This is a genomic window from Halothece sp. PCC 7418, from assembly GCF_000317635.1.
Classification (GTDB): Bacteria; Cyanobacteriota; Cyanobacteriia; order Cyanobacteriales; family Rubidibacteraceae; genus Halothece.
Genome location: NC_019779.1, coordinates 1,364,594 through 1,379,404, shown reverse-complemented (window position 1 = coordinate 1,379,404; position 14,811 = coordinate 1,364,594). Strand labels below are relative to the sequence as shown.

At 41.7% G+C, this 14,811-nt stretch carries 15 protein-coding genes and 1 pseudogene; 10 read left to right on the top strand and 6 right to left on the bottom strand.

Annotated elements, in window-relative coordinates:
- Positions 1-51: 51 nt before the first annotated feature.
- Together PCC7418_RS06250 and PCC7418_RS21305 are read left to right on the top strand one after the other, a co-directional pair.
- The gene (locus PCC7418_RS06250) at positions 52-1,509 is read left to right on the top strand and encodes a GTP-binding protein (RefSeq protein WP_015225337.1); all 1,458 of its coding nucleotides are present in this window, start codon (positions 52-54) and stop codon (positions 1,507-1,509) included.
- 110 nt (positions 1,510-1,619) lie between these two features.
- A complete protein-coding gene (locus PCC7418_RS21305) occupies positions 1,620-1,958 on the top strand; it encodes a DUF4870 domain-containing protein (RefSeq protein ID WP_015225336.1) in 339 nt (112 codons plus the stop codon).
- On the opposite strand, the gene PCC7418_RS06245 is transcribed toward PCC7418_RS21305, so the two are convergent.
- The 6 genes from PCC7418_RS06245 to PCC7418_RS06220 form a co-directional block, all read right to left on the bottom strand.
- On the bottom strand, positions 1,848-2,636 hold the full coding sequence (locus PCC7418_RS06245) for a TIGR04283 family arsenosugar biosynthesis glycosyltransferase (protein WP_015225335.1): 789 nt from the start codon (positions 2,634-2,636) through the stop codon (positions 1,848-1,850). The two genes, PCC7418_RS21305 and PCC7418_RS06245, sit on opposite strands and share 111 nt — an antisense overlap.
- A gap of 86 nt (positions 2,637-2,722) precedes the next feature.
- On the bottom strand, positions 2,723-3,334 hold the full coding sequence (locus PCC7418_RS06240; protein ID WP_015225334.1) for a TIGR04282 family arsenosugar biosynthesis glycosyltransferase: 612 nt from the start codon (positions 3,332-3,334) through the stop codon (positions 2,723-2,725).
- Positions 3,335-3,522: 188 nt separating this feature from the next.
- Positions 3,523-4,071 carry a 16S rRNA (guanine(966)-N(2))-methyltransferase RsmD gene (gene rsmD, locus PCC7418_RS06235; RefSeq protein ID WP_015225333.1) on the bottom strand — a complete coding sequence of 183 codons (549 nt, stop codon included), beginning with the start codon at positions 4,069-4,071 and terminating at the stop codon, positions 3,523-3,525.
- A gap of 152 nt (positions 4,072-4,223) precedes the next feature.
- Positions 4,224-5,111 carry a hypothetical protein gene (locus PCC7418_RS06230; protein WP_015225332.1) on the bottom strand — a complete coding sequence of 296 codons (888 nt, stop codon included), beginning with the start codon at positions 5,109-5,111 and terminating at the stop codon, positions 4,224-4,226.
- A 21-nt stretch (positions 5,112-5,132) separates the two neighbouring features.
- Positions 5,133-5,513, bottom strand: coding sequence for a hypothetical protein (locus PCC7418_RS06225; RefSeq protein WP_041596170.1), 381 nt, complete (start codon positions 5,511-5,513; stop codon positions 5,133-5,135).
- A 64-nt stretch (positions 5,514-5,577) separates the two neighbouring features.
- A complete protein-coding gene (locus PCC7418_RS06220) occupies positions 5,578-6,084 on the bottom strand; it encodes a hypothetical protein (RefSeq protein WP_015225330.1) in 507 nt (168 codons plus the stop codon).
- A gap of 123 nt (positions 6,085-6,207) precedes the next feature.
- Here PCC7418_RS06220 and PCC7418_RS06215 point away from each other — a divergent pair, with 123 nt between their 5' ends.
- From PCC7418_RS06215 to PCC7418_RS06180, 8 genes and pseudogenes are all read left to right on the top strand, one after another.
- The gene (locus PCC7418_RS06215; protein ID WP_015225329.1) at positions 6,208-6,582 is read left to right on the top strand and encodes a hypothetical protein; all 375 of its coding nucleotides are present in this window, start codon (positions 6,208-6,210) and stop codon (positions 6,580-6,582) included.
- Positions 6,583-6,686: 104 nt separating this feature from the next.
- A complete protein-coding gene (locus tag PCC7418_RS06210) occupies positions 6,687-7,937 on the top strand; it encodes an FIST N-terminal domain-containing protein (protein ID WP_015225328.1) in 1,251 nt (416 codons plus the stop codon).
- Positions 7,938-7,989: 52 nt separating this feature from the next.
- A complete protein-coding gene (locus PCC7418_RS06205; RefSeq protein WP_015225327.1) occupies positions 7,990-8,802 on the top strand; it encodes a tetratricopeptide repeat protein in 813 nt (270 codons plus the stop codon).
- Between the two features lie 26 nt (positions 8,803-8,828).
- Positions 8,829-10,700 (top strand): excinuclease ABC subunit UvrC, encoded by a 1,872-nt coding sequence (uvrC, locus tag PCC7418_RS06200; RefSeq protein ID WP_015225326.1) that lies wholly within the window; start codon positions 8,829-8,831, stop codon positions 10,698-10,700.
- 179 nt (positions 10,701-10,879) lie between these two features.
- On the top strand, positions 10,880-11,653 hold the full coding sequence (locus PCC7418_RS06195; protein ID WP_015225325.1) for an ABC transporter permease: 774 nt from the start codon (positions 10,880-10,882) through the stop codon (positions 11,651-11,653).
- 217 nt (positions 11,654-11,870) lie between these two features.
- Positions 11,871-12,683 (top strand): ATP-dependent sacrificial sulfur transferase LarE, encoded by an 813-nt coding sequence (gene larE / locus PCC7418_RS06190; RefSeq protein ID WP_041596489.1) that lies wholly within the window; start codon positions 11,871-11,873, stop codon positions 12,681-12,683.
- On the top strand, positions 12,680-12,982 hold the full coding sequence (locus tag PCC7418_RS06185; protein ID WP_015225323.1) for a nucleotidyltransferase family protein: 303 nt from the start codon (positions 12,680-12,682) through the stop codon (positions 12,980-12,982). Before larE ends, PCC7418_RS06185 begins: the two co-directional genes overlap by 4 nt.
- A 401-nt stretch (positions 12,983-13,383) precedes the next feature.
- Positions 13,384-14,677, top strand: a pseudogene (locus tag PCC7418_RS06180) (RNA-guided endonuclease InsQ/TnpB family protein).
- The last annotated feature ends 134 nt before the right edge of the window (positions 14,678-14,811 follow it).

Here is a 14,811-nt window from a genome sequence, read left to right as displayed (position 1 = left end):
TGGGTTATTTGTTATTGATCAATTAGAAGTGTATTGAGGTTGAGGTCGTCTGTGACTAAATCTGATTCTGAGCCGATTAACCGTGCAAAAGGGCAAAATGATGAGTTAGACGAAGTAATTTTTAGCTTTGAAGAGATTACTGCGGAAATTAACTATAAACAAGCTCAAGACTCTCTACGCAGTCTGGTACAGCAGATTGATCTCACGGCGGAAGAAAAATCGGGGCTAGAATCAGAAATTAACTATCTCACGGCAATGTTGGATAAACTAGAACAGTCTGTTGTCCAAATTGCTGCTTTTGGCATGGTGGGACGTGGCAAGTCCTCTGTTTTAAACGCACTACTGGGGGAAAATGTCTTTCAGACGGGTCCTTTGCATGGTGTCACTCGAACCATCGGTAGTGCAAATTGGGAATTAACGGAAGAAAGTTTAGGCAATAGCGATCAAGATATCTTGCGGGTTTCGTTACCGAGTCGCCAACAAGCTAGCATTCAACTCATAGATACTCCTGGGATTGATGAAGTGGATGGGGAAACTCGGGAGTTAATGGCGCATCAAATTGCCAAACAAGCTGACCTGATTTTATTTATTATTGCTGGGGATATCACGAAAGTTGAATATAATGCCTTGTCGCGGTTGCGAGAGGTGGGGAAGCCAATGCTGTTGGTGTTTAATAAGATTGATCAATATCCCGAAGCCGATCGCGCTGCTATTTACGATACCATTTGCAGCGATCGCGTGAAAGAACTCCTCACGCCCGAAGAAGTGGTCATGGTTGCAGCGTCTCCGTTAGAAAGACGAGGAATGCGCCAAGCCGATGGTTCAATAAAAGTTAAAACCCAGCAGGGAACACCACAAGTGCAGGAATTGAAACGGAAAATTTTAGAGATTCTCCATCACGAAGGAAAGTCTCTGGTCGCCCTCAACACGATGCTGTATGCAGATGAGGTCAATGAACAAATTTTACACCGTAAGCTGGAAATTCGCGCGGAAGCAGCGGAAGAATTAATCTGGAAAGCAGTAATGACGAAAGCGGTTGCAGTAGCGTTAAATCCCGTGACAGTTTTAGATTTGTTTACGGGTGCGGTGGTAGATGTGGCGATGATTTTAGCTCTCTCTCGATTATATGGGATTCCCATGACCCAATCCGCAGCGATCGCGCTATTACAGAAAATCGCCATTAGCATGGGAGGGATTAGCGCCAGTGAAGTCTTGACCACATTAGGCTTAAGTGGGCTGAAAGGGCTGTTAGGAATCTCGACTTCTGTTACGGGGGGTGCATCGTTGATTCCTTATGTTTCTGTTGCGATTACCCAAGCGGGAGTTGCAGGGGTTTCCTCTTACGCCATCGGTCATGTTAGCAATACATATTTGGCAAATGGGGCATCTTGGGGATTAGATGGACCGAAAGCAGTGGTGAAAAATATTCTTGATTCTTTAGATGAAGCGTCAATTTTGAATCGGATTAAAGGAGAATTGCAATCCAAATTATTTTTGAAAGAGGAGTAGCTTTTCCCATCAAATCAATCGTTAGCTCAATAGACTAATGGTTTTTAACCTAGTTTTAATGAGCAACTGGGCTAGACTATAGCAGTAGCCACTGATTAACCTGCACTTTCATGAATGTTACAACAGAAGAACAACGAAAACTGTTATCCATCGTTTGTCATGGATCAAGTTTATTAACCTCGACTGTTATGTCAATTGCAGTGCCGATCTTGATCTTAGTTTTAGTGGATGATGAAATTGTTAAAGAAAATGCAAAAGAAGCCATTAATTTTCAACTTAATATTTTAATTTTATTCTTAGTTTCTTTACTCTTAATGCTGGTTGCTGTTGGTTTTATCTTAGTTTTTATTGTTCTTTTTGCTAGCTTCTTGTTTCCTATTCTTGCGATGGTAAGGGTCAGTAATCATCCGAATCAAGTTTATCGCTATGGCTTGAAAAAATATGTGTGAATCACCATACCATTGTCTTAACTCAGTAGGAGGAATCCGCAAAAAATAACCGATAATTACCATCTGATTAATTAGCGTTGTTTTAATTACTCCCAACTTTTCCCAGCGTCGTGCGGAAGTTAATGCTTTTCCTGGTGCTAAGCGAATTTTTCCTTGTTGTTTCAGGTTTCGGATGAATTGGAAATCTTCCATGATTGGTAATAAAGGAAAGCCTCCCATTTTTTCAAAGGTTTCTTTTCTTAGGAAAATTCCCTGATCACCATAGGGCATTTCCAAAAAGCGCGATCGCGCATTCACGCCTTTTTCAATTATCCGTAATAATGGATTCTTACCATTAATTTTTAAGGGAAATGCACCCGCAATGGTTTTCGGTTTAGCTAAGGTTTTTTCAACTAACTGAAGATAGTTTTCAGGAAGTTGGGTATCCGCATGGAGAAATAACAACGTCTCTGTGGTTGCATATTTCGCCCCCGTATTCATTTGTATCGCCCGTCCTGGTTCAGGAGATAAAATAACTTTAACGCCCTTTTCTTGTGCGATTGTAATCGTTTGATCGCTACTTCCCCCATCGACAATAATAATTTCTATGGCTGGCGCTTGGAGATATTCTACCGTTTGCGCGATCGTCTCTGCTTCATTTAATACGGGAATAATCACAGAGAGATTAATTTTTTCCATTCTCTCGTCTTTGTTATAACATCACTAACGGTTTGTTTAAACATTGCATTTTCACCTGAGAATCTCCTGAAAAAACTGGTCACTGTTTATTCCCAAGGAAACTGAACTGTTTCTAAATCTTCTGGGGTATCAATATCATTTAATATAGGAAGATAGCTAATGCTTAATCCCATTGTTTCTGCAACTGCAACCGTTTGCTGTAAAACAAGATGAGTTCCCCAATCAATTCCTTGGAATAATTGAGGATAAAAACCAGATAAACCAATTAAATAATAACCACCATCTTCTGCTTTTCCTAAAACTAAATCATTTTCTTTCAACTTTTGAAAAGCGCGATAGATTAAATCTGCATTGAGATCAGGACAATCAATACCAATGATAAGAATTCTTTCAATTTGTTGAGTAAAACTTTCTTTTAATGCAGCAAGCAAACGCTGTCCTAAATCTCCACTACTTTGAGGATAATATTGATAGCGATTTCCCAGCCAATCGGACATTAATTTTTGATTTCCACCTGCAAAATAAATCCTAAGATTAACGGGAAGTTTACTAACTTCTTTTAGAGTATGTTCAGTTAATTTTTTCTGTAATTGTGCTGCCCCTTCTTCTCCTAATGCAGAAATTAGGCGGGTTTTTGTTTTTCCAGCTTCGGGATAGCGGGTAAAAATAATTAAAGTTTCTTTTGAAGATTGGGTCATTGATTAACTTACTTACTGGTTATTTATAATTAGTTATTTCATGTTATAGCGTTTCTTAGTCTGTTGAGGTACAAAGCAAGTCGGTGGACGTTCATGGTTTATGGTTCATTGATTAACAACCAACAAAGAACAAAGAACAAAGAACAAAAATTTAGAATGTACCTCATGAATTCGAGAACTGCTATATTTTAACGAGAATTTAACTCTTTTTCTAAGAAAGTGAGGGTAGTGCTACCATATTTTTTTTGACGAACGACTCTCCAGCCAATTGTCTCTTGATAATCCCATTGTTTCGGATCATGTTCGATCGCGATTTCTCCCTCATTCGCTAATAAATCTAAATTTAGAATTTGCTTTAAAACTAAATTATATAGCTGACTCCCATAAGGCGGATCAAAATAGATCAAATCAAACTGTTGTCCTTGTAAGTCTTTTAATTGATCAGGTAAATTCCCCTTAATCACTTGCCACTTTTGTTGACTGGTCGCCACTTTCTCCCAGTTTTCTTGCATGATTTGACAGGCTCGCCGATTGTTTTCAATTCCTACCAAAACACTAATATTTCGACAAAGAGCTTCTGCACCCATTGTGCCATTTCCCGCACACAAATCAAGCCAACGCGCCCCCTCAATTTGAGTTTGCCAAATATTAAATAAAGCCTCTCGAACTCTTGCAGAAGTGGGACGAGTTTGCTGTCCAGGTAAGGTTTTTAAGAGGCGATTCCCATAAATTCGCATACTATTGTCAATCAGCCGATATTGGGTACAAATTAATTGGGAAGAGTGAGTGCGGGGTCAGGGAAAAAAGATTACCAAAGAACAAACAACTAAGAACAAATAACATCCACCGACTCACTTTGTTCCTAAACAGACTAAGGAACGCTATCAAATTAAATTTCTGCATAAGCGCGATTAATCAAACATCTGGCGATAGTTTGCGTTCCTGTATGTTCATAATAATTGGTTGTGAGGTCTAAAAATGCTGCTAAATAGTCCAATTGTTCATCGGAAAATTCAACAAAACTTTCAATATTATTCATTACTTTTTGTGGGGTCAAATCTTTACTTTCCACAAAATCACCCATCCAATTTTTCACTGAACCAAAGGCTTCTCCAATAAACCCGAGTTGGCTATCTGTATCATCTCCAGGAATAAATCCTTTTACGTTTTGAAAGACCTTATTATCTTCTAGTTCATCACTATTCAAGCCTTCAATAATACTTTGGGCTTTTTGGATAAAATCGGGACCAAGAGGAATTAAACCATCTAAACAAACCAGTGCAGCCATTCGCATAATATCCTCTCCGCCATAGTCAGCTAAGGAATTAACAAAGTCACCAATACTATCGCCAGGAATCCCATTAATTTGGCAAAATGCAATTAATTCAATAACTGTTTTTAGGGCTAAATCAATACTTTGGGCTTTGTCTGCTTTCGGGGTAATTTTATTAAGAAAACCGAGTAAGGGAATGCGTTCTCCCACTTTATTGGCTAAAGCTGCGCTGGCTAAAGCGGTGTCAGTGCGATCTACAGTTTGATATAACCAAAGGGCATTTTGATAGCCTTGAGATTGATCATTAAATAACCAGACAGCGCGATCGCCGATTTGTTGAATTAACTCGTCATCGTCTTCACCTGTAACGGTGCGAATCATATTTTCAAACCCAACAATATTTTCCCATTCTCCAGGGACAACAAAATCTAACGCATTCAGAACACGAATGGTAATATTTTGTTCAGGGAGGTCATCAACTAATTCAAAAATTGGTTTTGTCATAAGTCAGTTTACTTGGGGATTTTATTCGCGAATTGGACCGTTGTATTCGATGGTAGTTTCACCAGTGTTTGTGTTAACAACAACGACACTTTCAATGGTGTATTCATCAGCAGTGGGTCGCCTTCCTTGAAAGGTAAATTGCCACACTCCTTCTGCTAACTCTTCATAATTGGTTGCTTGGGCTGGTCCGTGCATCGCAGGTTCAGGTCGATATTCAGTTAACCCGCCATTCTCTTGTTCTGCTGCTTGACGGGCTAAATTTTTGGCGCGGTTGAGTTCGACTAAGCGATTAAACTCAATGCGTAAGGGAGAGGCTTCTTCAGAGTCGGTTTGCGCTTGCAAAGACAATGGAAAACCAAACATAAGAAACGGCGCGATCGCTGCTATTATAGCTTTTTTCATGTTTCAGTTCCGTTAGTGTTTCTGGATCAATAATCTGTTTGAATTGATTTTATCGCTTTCTCCTCTAGAGTTGAGCCAGAGTATCTAAGTCAAATTTTTGCAGCCATTCTTGACGACTATCTTGATCAAAGATATCACTGCGAGAAACAATTTTAACTTGGTAGCGGTTATTGACTAAAACAGCAGTTGCTTTCCTCCCTTGTGTCACTAGGGGATAACTTTTAATCGTTTCTTCACTATCTTGAAACTTTTTAGCAGCCGTCGGATTATTCGCCAGATCAGAAATTGACATTAAAGCAAGTTCTTCTCCGTTTTGTTTTAATTTTGCTTGAGCAAAGCCTCGTTTTTCTTGCGTATAAATCACTTGATAACCGTCTTGATTCTCAGGAAAATAACGGTTCAGTTCTCCCCCTTTGACTGCATCTTCCGTCACTGCGCCTGAGTCTGAGGCAACGCTTTCTTGTTGAGCCGATTCAAAGCGAGAAGGGGGTTCATTCTTGCTACAAGCGGGAGTCACTAAAAAAATCGTTAAAACGAAAAAAAGGGAAAGAAGACGACGAATACTTAACATAATTTTTAAGGTTTGAATTAATGGCAATCAATCAAAGGTTCGGTTAACCAACAAACCTCAAGAAACAAGGTTTGACTAATTTTATATTACGATAGAAGCAGACCGCTAATTGGAGGGTGCTTCGTGAACCAGAATTTCCCCAAAATCGCCCAATTGAATCTTTCTGGAATCGGTTGTTGGCTAACACTGATTTTAGGTGCTTTGTTATTAACCTCAGTCGGGTTGGGTTGGGTCGTCAACAGTGTCATTATTGTCCTCGGTTTAATGATTCTTCTCCCAGTGATTGCGTTGGTTGGCGTTCAATGGTGGCTTAAGCGTAATCTGGTAGAAGATGAATGTCCTGTGTGCCAGTACCAGTTTACTGGTTTCAATGGCACCATGTCCCGTTGTCCGAATTGTAGTGAACCCCTGAAAATTGAAAACGGAAAATTTCAGCGTATTACCCCTCCTGGTACGATTGATGTTGAGGCGGTGGATGTGGATGCTTCCTCAGAATAAATCTGATTAGCGCGATCGCGCAACTCTCCCCAATGTTAAAGGCGGTTTTAAAATACGATAGGGTTAACACAACAAACAGTCCTCATACTTGCCAACGCTAAATTATGACTGAGCAAATACAGTGGGTCAACGCGATTTCAACTCGTCTCTCACTAGAGGCAGCGATTTCGGACGTGACTGAACGCATAAAAAAACAGTTATCGGGGTCTGCTGATTTAGGATTTCTCTTTATTTCCTCAGCTTATGCCAGTGAATATCCCCGTTTAGTGCCTTTAATCCAAGAAAAACTCCCCATTTCGGTTTTAATTGGCAGTGGAGGCGGTGGGATTATTGGAATTGATGAGGAAAACCAAGCCCAAGAAATTGAAGGGAATCCCGCCTTAAGTCTCACTGTAGCGCATTTGCCGAGGGTTAATGTCCAAGGCTTTCATATCAGCGCGGATCAAATCCCTGACTTGGATAGCGCAGCTACCGCTTGGACAGATTTAACAGGGGTTTCACCTGATCAAGATCCTGATTTTATCCTCCTGGCTGATCCTTTCTTCTCCAAGGTTAATGACCTATTGGAAGGGCTCGATTTTGCTTATCCTAGCGCGAAAAAAGTGGGAGGCTTAGCCAGTGCGATGGCGATGGGAATGCAAACTGGCTTATTTTATGAAAGCGCCTCAGAAAAAAATGGGGGGCTTTTGCGAGAAGGAATTGTTGGCGTTGCTTTGAGTGGCAATATTAAAATGGATACCATTGTCGCCCAAGGCTGTCGTCCCATCGGGCCCCAATATCAGATTACCCAAGGGGAACGAAATGTGCTTGCAGAAGTGGCGCAAGTGAAGGGAAACGGCACAGAAAGTGCAAAACCGCCCCTACAAGCCCTCAGAGAATTAATGAATGAGTTAAGCCCTGAAGACCAACAATTGGCGCAGGATTCGCTGTTTTTAGGCATTGCCAGAGATGAATTTAAGCTAGAGTTACAACAAGGGGATTTTCTGATTCGGAACCTGTTGGGGGTTGATCCCAAAGTGGGCGCGATCGCGGTGGGGGATAAATTACGCCCTGGACAACGGATTCAGTTTCATCTCCGAGATGGGAATACCTCTGCAGAAGATTTACAAGTGCTTTTAGAACAATACCAGCAAGATGAACAAACTTCGACCCCTGTCGGCGCTTTGTTATTTTCTTGTTTAGGACGGGGGAAAGAATTATACGGTAAACCGAATTTTGATTCTGAGTTATTCCGTCAATCTATGAGTCAGATTCCTCTAGGGGGATTTTTCTGTAATGGTGAAATCGGTCCCGTTGGAAAACAAACTTTCCTCCATGGTTATACCTCTTCTTTTGCTATCTTTAGACAGAATTAGCAGTGATCAGTGACCAGTGACCAGTGAACAAAGAACGAATAACTAAATTAAAATGCGTATCTTAATTAGCTTAGTTTTATTCCTATTTTTAATTGCTTTTCCCACGCCAAGTTGGGCGCAAAGCAGTAATTCTCCCTCGCAAGTGACAGAAGAACAACTGCAACGGGGAGATAAAATTGCAGAAAAAGCATTTGAGGCGTTAAAAGAAGGAAATTTTGCCCAATCAGAAGACTATTGGGGAGAATTAATCGAACTTTTTCCCAGAAACCCTGCGGTGTGGAGTAATCGGGGGAATGTGCGCTTGAGTCAAAGTAAAATTGAAAGCGCGATCGCGGATTATAATCAAGCTATTGCCCTCGCCCCCAATCAGCCTGATCCTTACCTCAACCGTGGGATTGCGTTTGAAATCATGGAAGACTGGGAACGTGCAATTTCTGACTACGACACAGTATTAGATCTTAACCCAGAAGATGCCATGGCGTATAATAATCGGGGGAATGCCAAAGCGGGGAAAGGAGACTACCAAGCAGCCATTACCGACTATGAAGAAGCTGCTTCCCTCAATCCTGATTTTGCCATTGCTCGTGCTAATGCAGCCTTAAGCCATTACCAAGTGGGAGACGAAACCGAAGCCCTTGACGAAACCCGCAAACTGGTTCGCAAATATCCCAATTTTCCCGATGTCCGTGCTGCTTTAACGGCGATGTTGTGGGCGCAAGGAAAGGAAGGGGAAGCCGAAAGTAACTGGGTGTCTGTTGTCGGGAGTGATAGCCGTTATCGCGATATAGAATGGCTGGAAACCGTCCGCCGTTGGCCCCCTCGCATGGTTGAGGCCTTAAATAATTTTCTTTCGTTGAATAATTAAATCAGTCATTAGTCATTGGTCATCAAATGGCAAAAGACAAAGGACAATTAATTCATAACCCAGAACAATTAGAAGCCCGTCTGCAAGAAATTCCCATGCAGTCGGGTATTTATTTGATGCGCGATCGCGCTGGGAATATTATTTATATTGGCAAATCCACCAAGCTGCGATCAAGAGTGCGATCCTATTTTCGCGCCTCCCAAGCCCTCAGCGAACAAAAACAACTCATGGTACAGCAAATTGCTGATATTGAGTTTATTGTCACCGATAGCGAAGCCGAAGCCCTCGCCTTAGAAGCCAATTTAGTCAAGCAAGAACAACCCTATTTTAATGTTCTCCTAAAAGACGACAAGAAATATCCCTATCTTTGCATTACTTGGTCAGAAACCTATCCCCGCCTCTTTATCACCCGCAAACGACGACGAAATAACGCCAAAGACCGCTATTATGGTCCCTATGTGGATACAGGCGCATTACGGCGCACACTGGGCTTAATTCAACGGATTTTTCCTTTGCGCCAACGCCCGAAACCCTTATTTAAAGATCGTCCCTGTCTAAACTATGATTTAGGACGGTGTCCTGGGGTTTGTCAGCAGTTAATTTCCCCCGAAGACTATCGCCAAACGCTGCAAAAAGTGGCGATGATTTTCCAAGGACGTTCTCAAGAATTGGTGAGAGACTTAACCACGCAAATGAAAGAAGCCTCTGCTAATTTGGAATTTGAACAAGCGGGGAAACTGCGGGATCAAATTCAAGCTCTCCAACAACTTAACGCCAATCAGAAAGTTTCTCTTCCTGATGATACCGTATCCCGTGACGCGATCGCGCTGGTTTCTAATCCTCAACACGCCGTCATTCAACTGTTTCAAATTCGGGCGGGAAAACTGGTCGGGCGCTTGGGCTTTTTTGCGGATGTTTCCCCAGCAATTAACCCAGAAGATATTTTACAGCGCGTCATTCAAGATCATTACAGCTTCGTCGATGCGGTAGAAATTCCCAGTGAAATTCTTTTACCCCAAGCCCTTGCAGATCAAGACATCATTAGTCAGTGGCTAACGGAACGCAAAGGGCGTAAAGTGACGCTTACCGTCCCGCAACGTCAAGCCAAAGCAGAATTAATTGCCATGGTAGAAGAAAACGCCCGCTATGAGTTGGAACGGACACAGCGGGTGGCGGATCGCAATCAACAAAACTCGCAAGACTTAGCAAACATCTTAGACCTCCCAGAAATTCCGCGCCGTATCGAAGGCTACGATATTTCACATATTCAGGGATCAAATGCGGTTGGGTCGCAAGTCGTCTTTATTGATGGGATTCCTGCAAAACAACATTATCGGCGATATAACATTAAAAATGCCAATGTTCGGGCGGGTCATTCCGATGATTTCGCTAGCCTCGCCGAAGTCATCCGCCGTCGCTTTCGCAAATATGCAGAAAATCCCGATTTCCCGCGACAAGACGATCCTGAGTTTCCCGATTTAGTGATGATTGATGGCGGAAAGGGACAACTTTCTGCGGTTGTGGAACAATTACAACAAATGGATCTCTTAGCAGATGTCCCTGTAATTAGTTTAGCCAAGCAACGGGAAGAAATCTTTTTACCTGACGAGTCTTCTCCCTTAGAAACCGATTCCGAACAACCTGGAGTGCAACTATTACGACGGTTGCGAGATGAAGCCCATCGTTTTGCGGTGAGTTTCCATCGTCAACAACGAACTAAAAAGATGCAGCGATCGCGCTTAGATGATATTCCTGGTTTAGGCTTTCAGCGTCAGCAAACCTTACTGGCTCATTTTCGGTCCCTTGAATATATCCGTCAAGCCAGTTTAGAACAATTACAAGACGTACCTGGAATTGGTCAAAGTTTAGCTAAACAAATTTATGATTATTTCCATTGACAGCAACCGCATTTTCATAATCGGATTCAGATTGAATCGGAGGATGAGGAAACCCTAGAATGACCAGCTTATGGGGTGTTTTTTAGTAATTTAAAAGATTAAGTTTCACTTCGTGCAGAGACTCAGAGAAGAATTTGCTAAACTAACGGATGGTTGGGATCTTGAAGGGGATCGAAGCTATGTTATTAGGTCGAGTGGGCGCGATCGCTGCCAATGGTTTTCGAGAAGTAATCCGCGATCGGATTTTATATTTTATTGGTTTCTTCGCTTTGTTAATGATCATCGCCCTGCGTTTACTTCCGCAAATTTCAGTGGGGGCGGATGAAAAAATCCTCCTTGACTTGAGTTTAGGGGGAATCGGTTTACTCAGTGCGGTGGTTGCGATTTTTGTCGGGACTGGGTTAATTAATAAAGAAATTGAGAAGCGAACGGTTTTAGTTTTAATTCCCAAACCCATTAGTCGTGCTGAGTTGATGATTGGTAAGCATCTGGGATTATCAGCGGTGTTACTGGTTTTAGTGGCTGTTATGGGAATGATTGGTTTTGGTTTACTGAGCTTAAACGGAATTAGTTATCCTCTCGGCGCGATCGCGCTCTCTTTAATCTATCTCATCATTGAACTTTCGCTTCTGGTAGCAGTCGCCCTCTTGTTTGGAGTCTTTACCAGTTCCATTTTGGCAACCTTACTCTCGTTTGGCGTTTACCTCGTCGGACATTTTAGCCGTGACTTACTCGAATTAGGGAATCTTAGCGATAACGCCAGCGTGAAAGCCTTCACCGAAACCTTATATTTAATTTTGCCCGATTTATCTCGTCTCAACTTCCGCAATGAAGCCGTTTATGGTTTACTTCCCAATACATCTGAATTAATCAGTAACGCACTTTATGGCGTTCTTTACACCATCTTACTTTTAACCATTGCTAGTCTGATTTTTTCTCGTCGTCAATTCTAAAACTGGCGGTTAATCTAGGAAAAAAGATAAGATATACCAGTTTTCACGCTTCTTGAGGTACATTCTAAATTTTTGTTCTTTGTTCTTCGTTATTTGTTCTTTGTTATTTGTTGGTTGTTAATCAATGAACCACGAACCATGAACCATGAACCATGAACATCCATCGACTCGCTTTGTACCTCAACAGACTAAGAAAGGCTATAAAGATTATTTAAAAATGGATAAACTGACCCAACTGCAAACCTTATTCCAAGAGATGGAACAAGCGTTAATCGCCTACTCTGGGGGAATTGATAGTACGCTGGTTGCTAAAGTGGCTTATGATGTTCTCGGAGATAGAGCCTTAGCGGTAACGGCGGTTTCTCCTTCTCTACTTCCAGAAGAATTAGACGAGGCGCAAACGCAAGCGGAAATGATTGGGATCGCCCACGAGTTGGTAGAAACCCATGAAATGGATGATCCCAACTATACGTCTAATCCTGTGAATCGTTGTTACTTCTGTAAAAGTGAACTCCACGATACCTTAAAACCCCTCGCCCTTTCTAGGGGCTATCCTTATGTGGTGGATGGGGTCAACGCCGATGATTTACAAGATTATCGTCCTGGCATTCAAGCAGCCAAAGAAAGAGGAGCGCGATCGCTGCTTGCAGAAGTCGGGATAACAAAAGAAGAGGTTAGAACATTAACGAAGCAGTTAGGGCTTCCGTGGTGGGATAAACCGTCGCAACCCTGTTTAAGTTCCCGCTTTCCCTATGGTGAAGAGATTACAGTGGCGAAACTGCAACGAGTGGGGAGAGCAGAAGTTTACTTACGTCAGCAGGGCTGGAATAATATCCGAGTGCGCTCAGCAGGGGATACCGCCCGCATTGAACTCCCTCCCGCAAAAATTAAAGATTTTGTCCAAGATACGGATTTAGACGCATTAACGGCGAAATTCCAAGACCTAGGATTTTTATTTGTCACGCTGGATTTAGAAGGATATCAGAGTGGGAAATTAAATCGAGTGTTAGCCATGGAACAGCAATCATGACTCTTTCTTTAGAGGAAACGATTCAAATTCTGAAAGCCCATGAATCAGAGTTGCGCGATCGCGGTGTTGCTCATCTTGCAGTTTTTGGCTCAGTCTCTCGGGGAGAAGCCCAAGAAAATAGCGATATTGATCTACTTGTAGAATTAAACAGCAATTCACTCATCGGATTGTTTGAATATGCTGACTTAAAGCTCTATCTTCAAAGTCTCTTTAACGATCCTGCTGATGTTGCAAATCGCTCCACCCTCAAACCATTCCTAAAAGATGCTATTTTAAGTGAGGCAGTTCGTGTCTTCTAAAGATCCAACGTTGATCATCGACTGATTTGGACAACGCTGAGAGAAGAACTTCCTCCGTTGCGAAATGTGGTTGTTACAAAGATTAAGTCAGAAAGCCCTCGATTTCAAATCGAGGGACGGGGCTTTCAAGGTGCGGAGGAAACCTCCGCACACAGCCCCTCATGAATGACACAAACAAGGCTTTAGCCTTCTGTGTCATTGTAGTTTGGCATTTCTAAGGTATCAATCCAGTCCTCCACTAATTGAGTCATTGTTTTCCGTTTATATCTAGCATATAATCTCAACTTTTCAACTCTAGATGTTTCAATACGAAGGCTTAATCTTTGTTTATCCATTTTCTACCCTTTGGGTTTATTTTTATGTTATAATAATCTTAGCATTATTTTAGAAACCATTATGTTATGTATGGATGTCAGCAAAATCGGATTAGCCCAAACTCTGACTCAATTCCAATATTAGAACATATTTGCCAGACGGCTAATAACCTAACAAATTGTGGAATCTATTATGCCCGTCAAACTTTCTTTAAGGAAGGGCGGATCATTGGAAAATATGAACCAGAAGAAGTCCTAAAAGAACAAGTCAACTTCAAAGCCCTCTACTCTCAGTGCGCTCAACAGGTTCTTAGAAGCGTCGCAGAATCTTTTAAGTCCTATAAGGGTTTGAGGAAAGCATTTTTCAAAGGAGAAATTAGTAATCATCCTAAACTTCCCAATTATAGAAATAAAGGAGGGATGGCGGTTGCTTCCTACCCAAAACAAGCTCTGAAGTTAAAAAATGAACAAATCAGAATCCCGCTAGGAAAAACAATTAAGGCATGGTTCGGTCTCTCAGAATTTTTTGTTCCTTTTCCTTCTAATCTTGAATGGGAGAGTATTAAAGAGTTAAGAATTATTCCTAGAAACCGAGAGTTTTATGTGGAATGGGTTTATGAAAGACCTGAAGTCAAAACCACAGTTAATTCTACAGAAGCGTTAGGAATTGATCCAGGCTTGGATAATTGGTTAACTTGTGTTTCCACCATTGGAGAGTCTTTCATCATTGATGGGAGAAAACTTAAATCTCGAATGGCAGAACTATAACCGCCGAGTGTCTTCTCTTAAAGAGGGAAAACCTCAAGGTTATTGGGACTTTGAGTTAGCTAGAATCACTGAAAAACGAAACCGTCAAGTCCGAGATGCTGTAAACAAGGCAGCAAAGATGGTGATTAACTATTGCCTTAATAAAGATATAGGAATCATCGTTTTCGGTTGGAATAAAGGTCAGCGTCAAGGAGTCAATATCGGACGAAAGAACAATCAAAACTTTGTTCAGATTCCCACTGCTAAGTTAAAAAATCGGATTCAGCAGTTAGCAGAGGAACACGGTATTGAGTTTGTAGAAACTGAAGAATCTTATACCTCAAAAGCCTCTTTTCTAGATCGTGATTTGCTACCGACCTTCGGTGAGAAACCCGAAAGGTGCGCCCCCACAGGAAAGCGAGTAACGAGAGGATGCTATCAAGATTCTCAGGGAAGAATCGTTAATGCTGATGCTCAAGCCGCGGCAAACATTCTGAGAAAAGTAGAGATACAGCTAGGATTAGTCCTAGCCAAGGTCTGTAGAGCAGCTTTGAACCTGCCCCAAAGATTTTATCTTTGGAACTCCAAACGAAAAGCGCGAAGCATTATGGCTTTAGGAGGGGCTGTGTGCTGAATTCATTTCAGCACCCTGAAAGCCCCGTCTATCATGCGAAGCAACGTTTGGAATCCACGTCGATTTTAATCCGTGGAGAGTTCAAAACGAACTTTCTTAGAATAGGAAATTAGTGCGAAAATTGTGGAAAGATC

What these genes read in the sequence shown, in the direction of transcription:
- PCC7418_RS21305 (WP_015225336.1), top strand. Translation starts at nt 1,620, where the DNA reads ATGAATGTTACAACAGAAGAACAACGAAAACTGTTATCCATCGTTTGT.
- PCC7418_RS06245 (WP_015225335.1), bottom strand. Translation starts at nt 2,636, where the DNA reads ATGGAAAAAATTAATCTCTCTGTGATTATTCCCGTATTAAATGAAGCA.
- PCC7418_RS06240 (WP_015225334.1), bottom strand. Translation starts at nt 3,334, where the DNA reads ATGACCCAATCTTCAAAAGAAACTTTAATTATTTTTACCCGCTATCCC.
- rsmD (WP_015225333.1), bottom strand. Translation starts at nt 4,071, where the DNA reads ATGCGAATTTATGGGAATCGCCTCTTAAAAACCTTACCTGGACAGCAA.
- PCC7418_RS06230 (WP_015225332.1), bottom strand. Translation starts at nt 5,111, where the DNA reads ATGACAAAACCAATTTTTGAATTAGTTGATGACCTCCCTGAACAAAAT.
- PCC7418_RS06225 (WP_041596170.1), bottom strand. Translation starts at nt 5,513, where the DNA reads ATGAAAAAAGCTATAATAGCAGCGATCGCGCCGTTTCTTATGTTTGGT.
- PCC7418_RS06220 (WP_015225330.1), bottom strand. Translation starts at nt 6,084, where the DNA reads ATGTTAAGTATTCGTCGTCTTCTTTCCCTTTTTTTCGTTTTAACGATT.
- PCC7418_RS06210 (WP_015225328.1), top strand. Translation starts at nt 6,687, where the DNA reads ATGACTGAGCAAATACAGTGGGTCAACGCGATTTCAACTCGTCTCTCA.
- PCC7418_RS06205 (WP_015225327.1), top strand. Translation starts at nt 7,990, where the DNA reads ATGCGTATCTTAATTAGCTTAGTTTTATTCCTATTTTTAATTGCTTTT.
- uvrC (WP_015225326.1), top strand. Translation starts at nt 8,829, where the DNA reads ATGGCAAAAGACAAAGGACAATTAATTCATAACCCAGAACAATTAGAA.
- PCC7418_RS06195 (WP_015225325.1), top strand. Translation starts at nt 10,880, where the DNA reads ATGTTATTAGGTCGAGTGGGCGCGATCGCTGCCAATGGTTTTCGAGAA.
- larE (WP_041596489.1), top strand. Translation starts at nt 11,871, where the DNA reads ATGGATAAACTGACCCAACTGCAAACCTTATTCCAAGAGATGGAACAA.
- PCC7418_RS06185 (WP_015225323.1), top strand. Translation starts at nt 12,680, where the DNA reads ATGACTCTTTCTTTAGAGGAAACGATTCAAATTCTGAAAGCCCATGAA.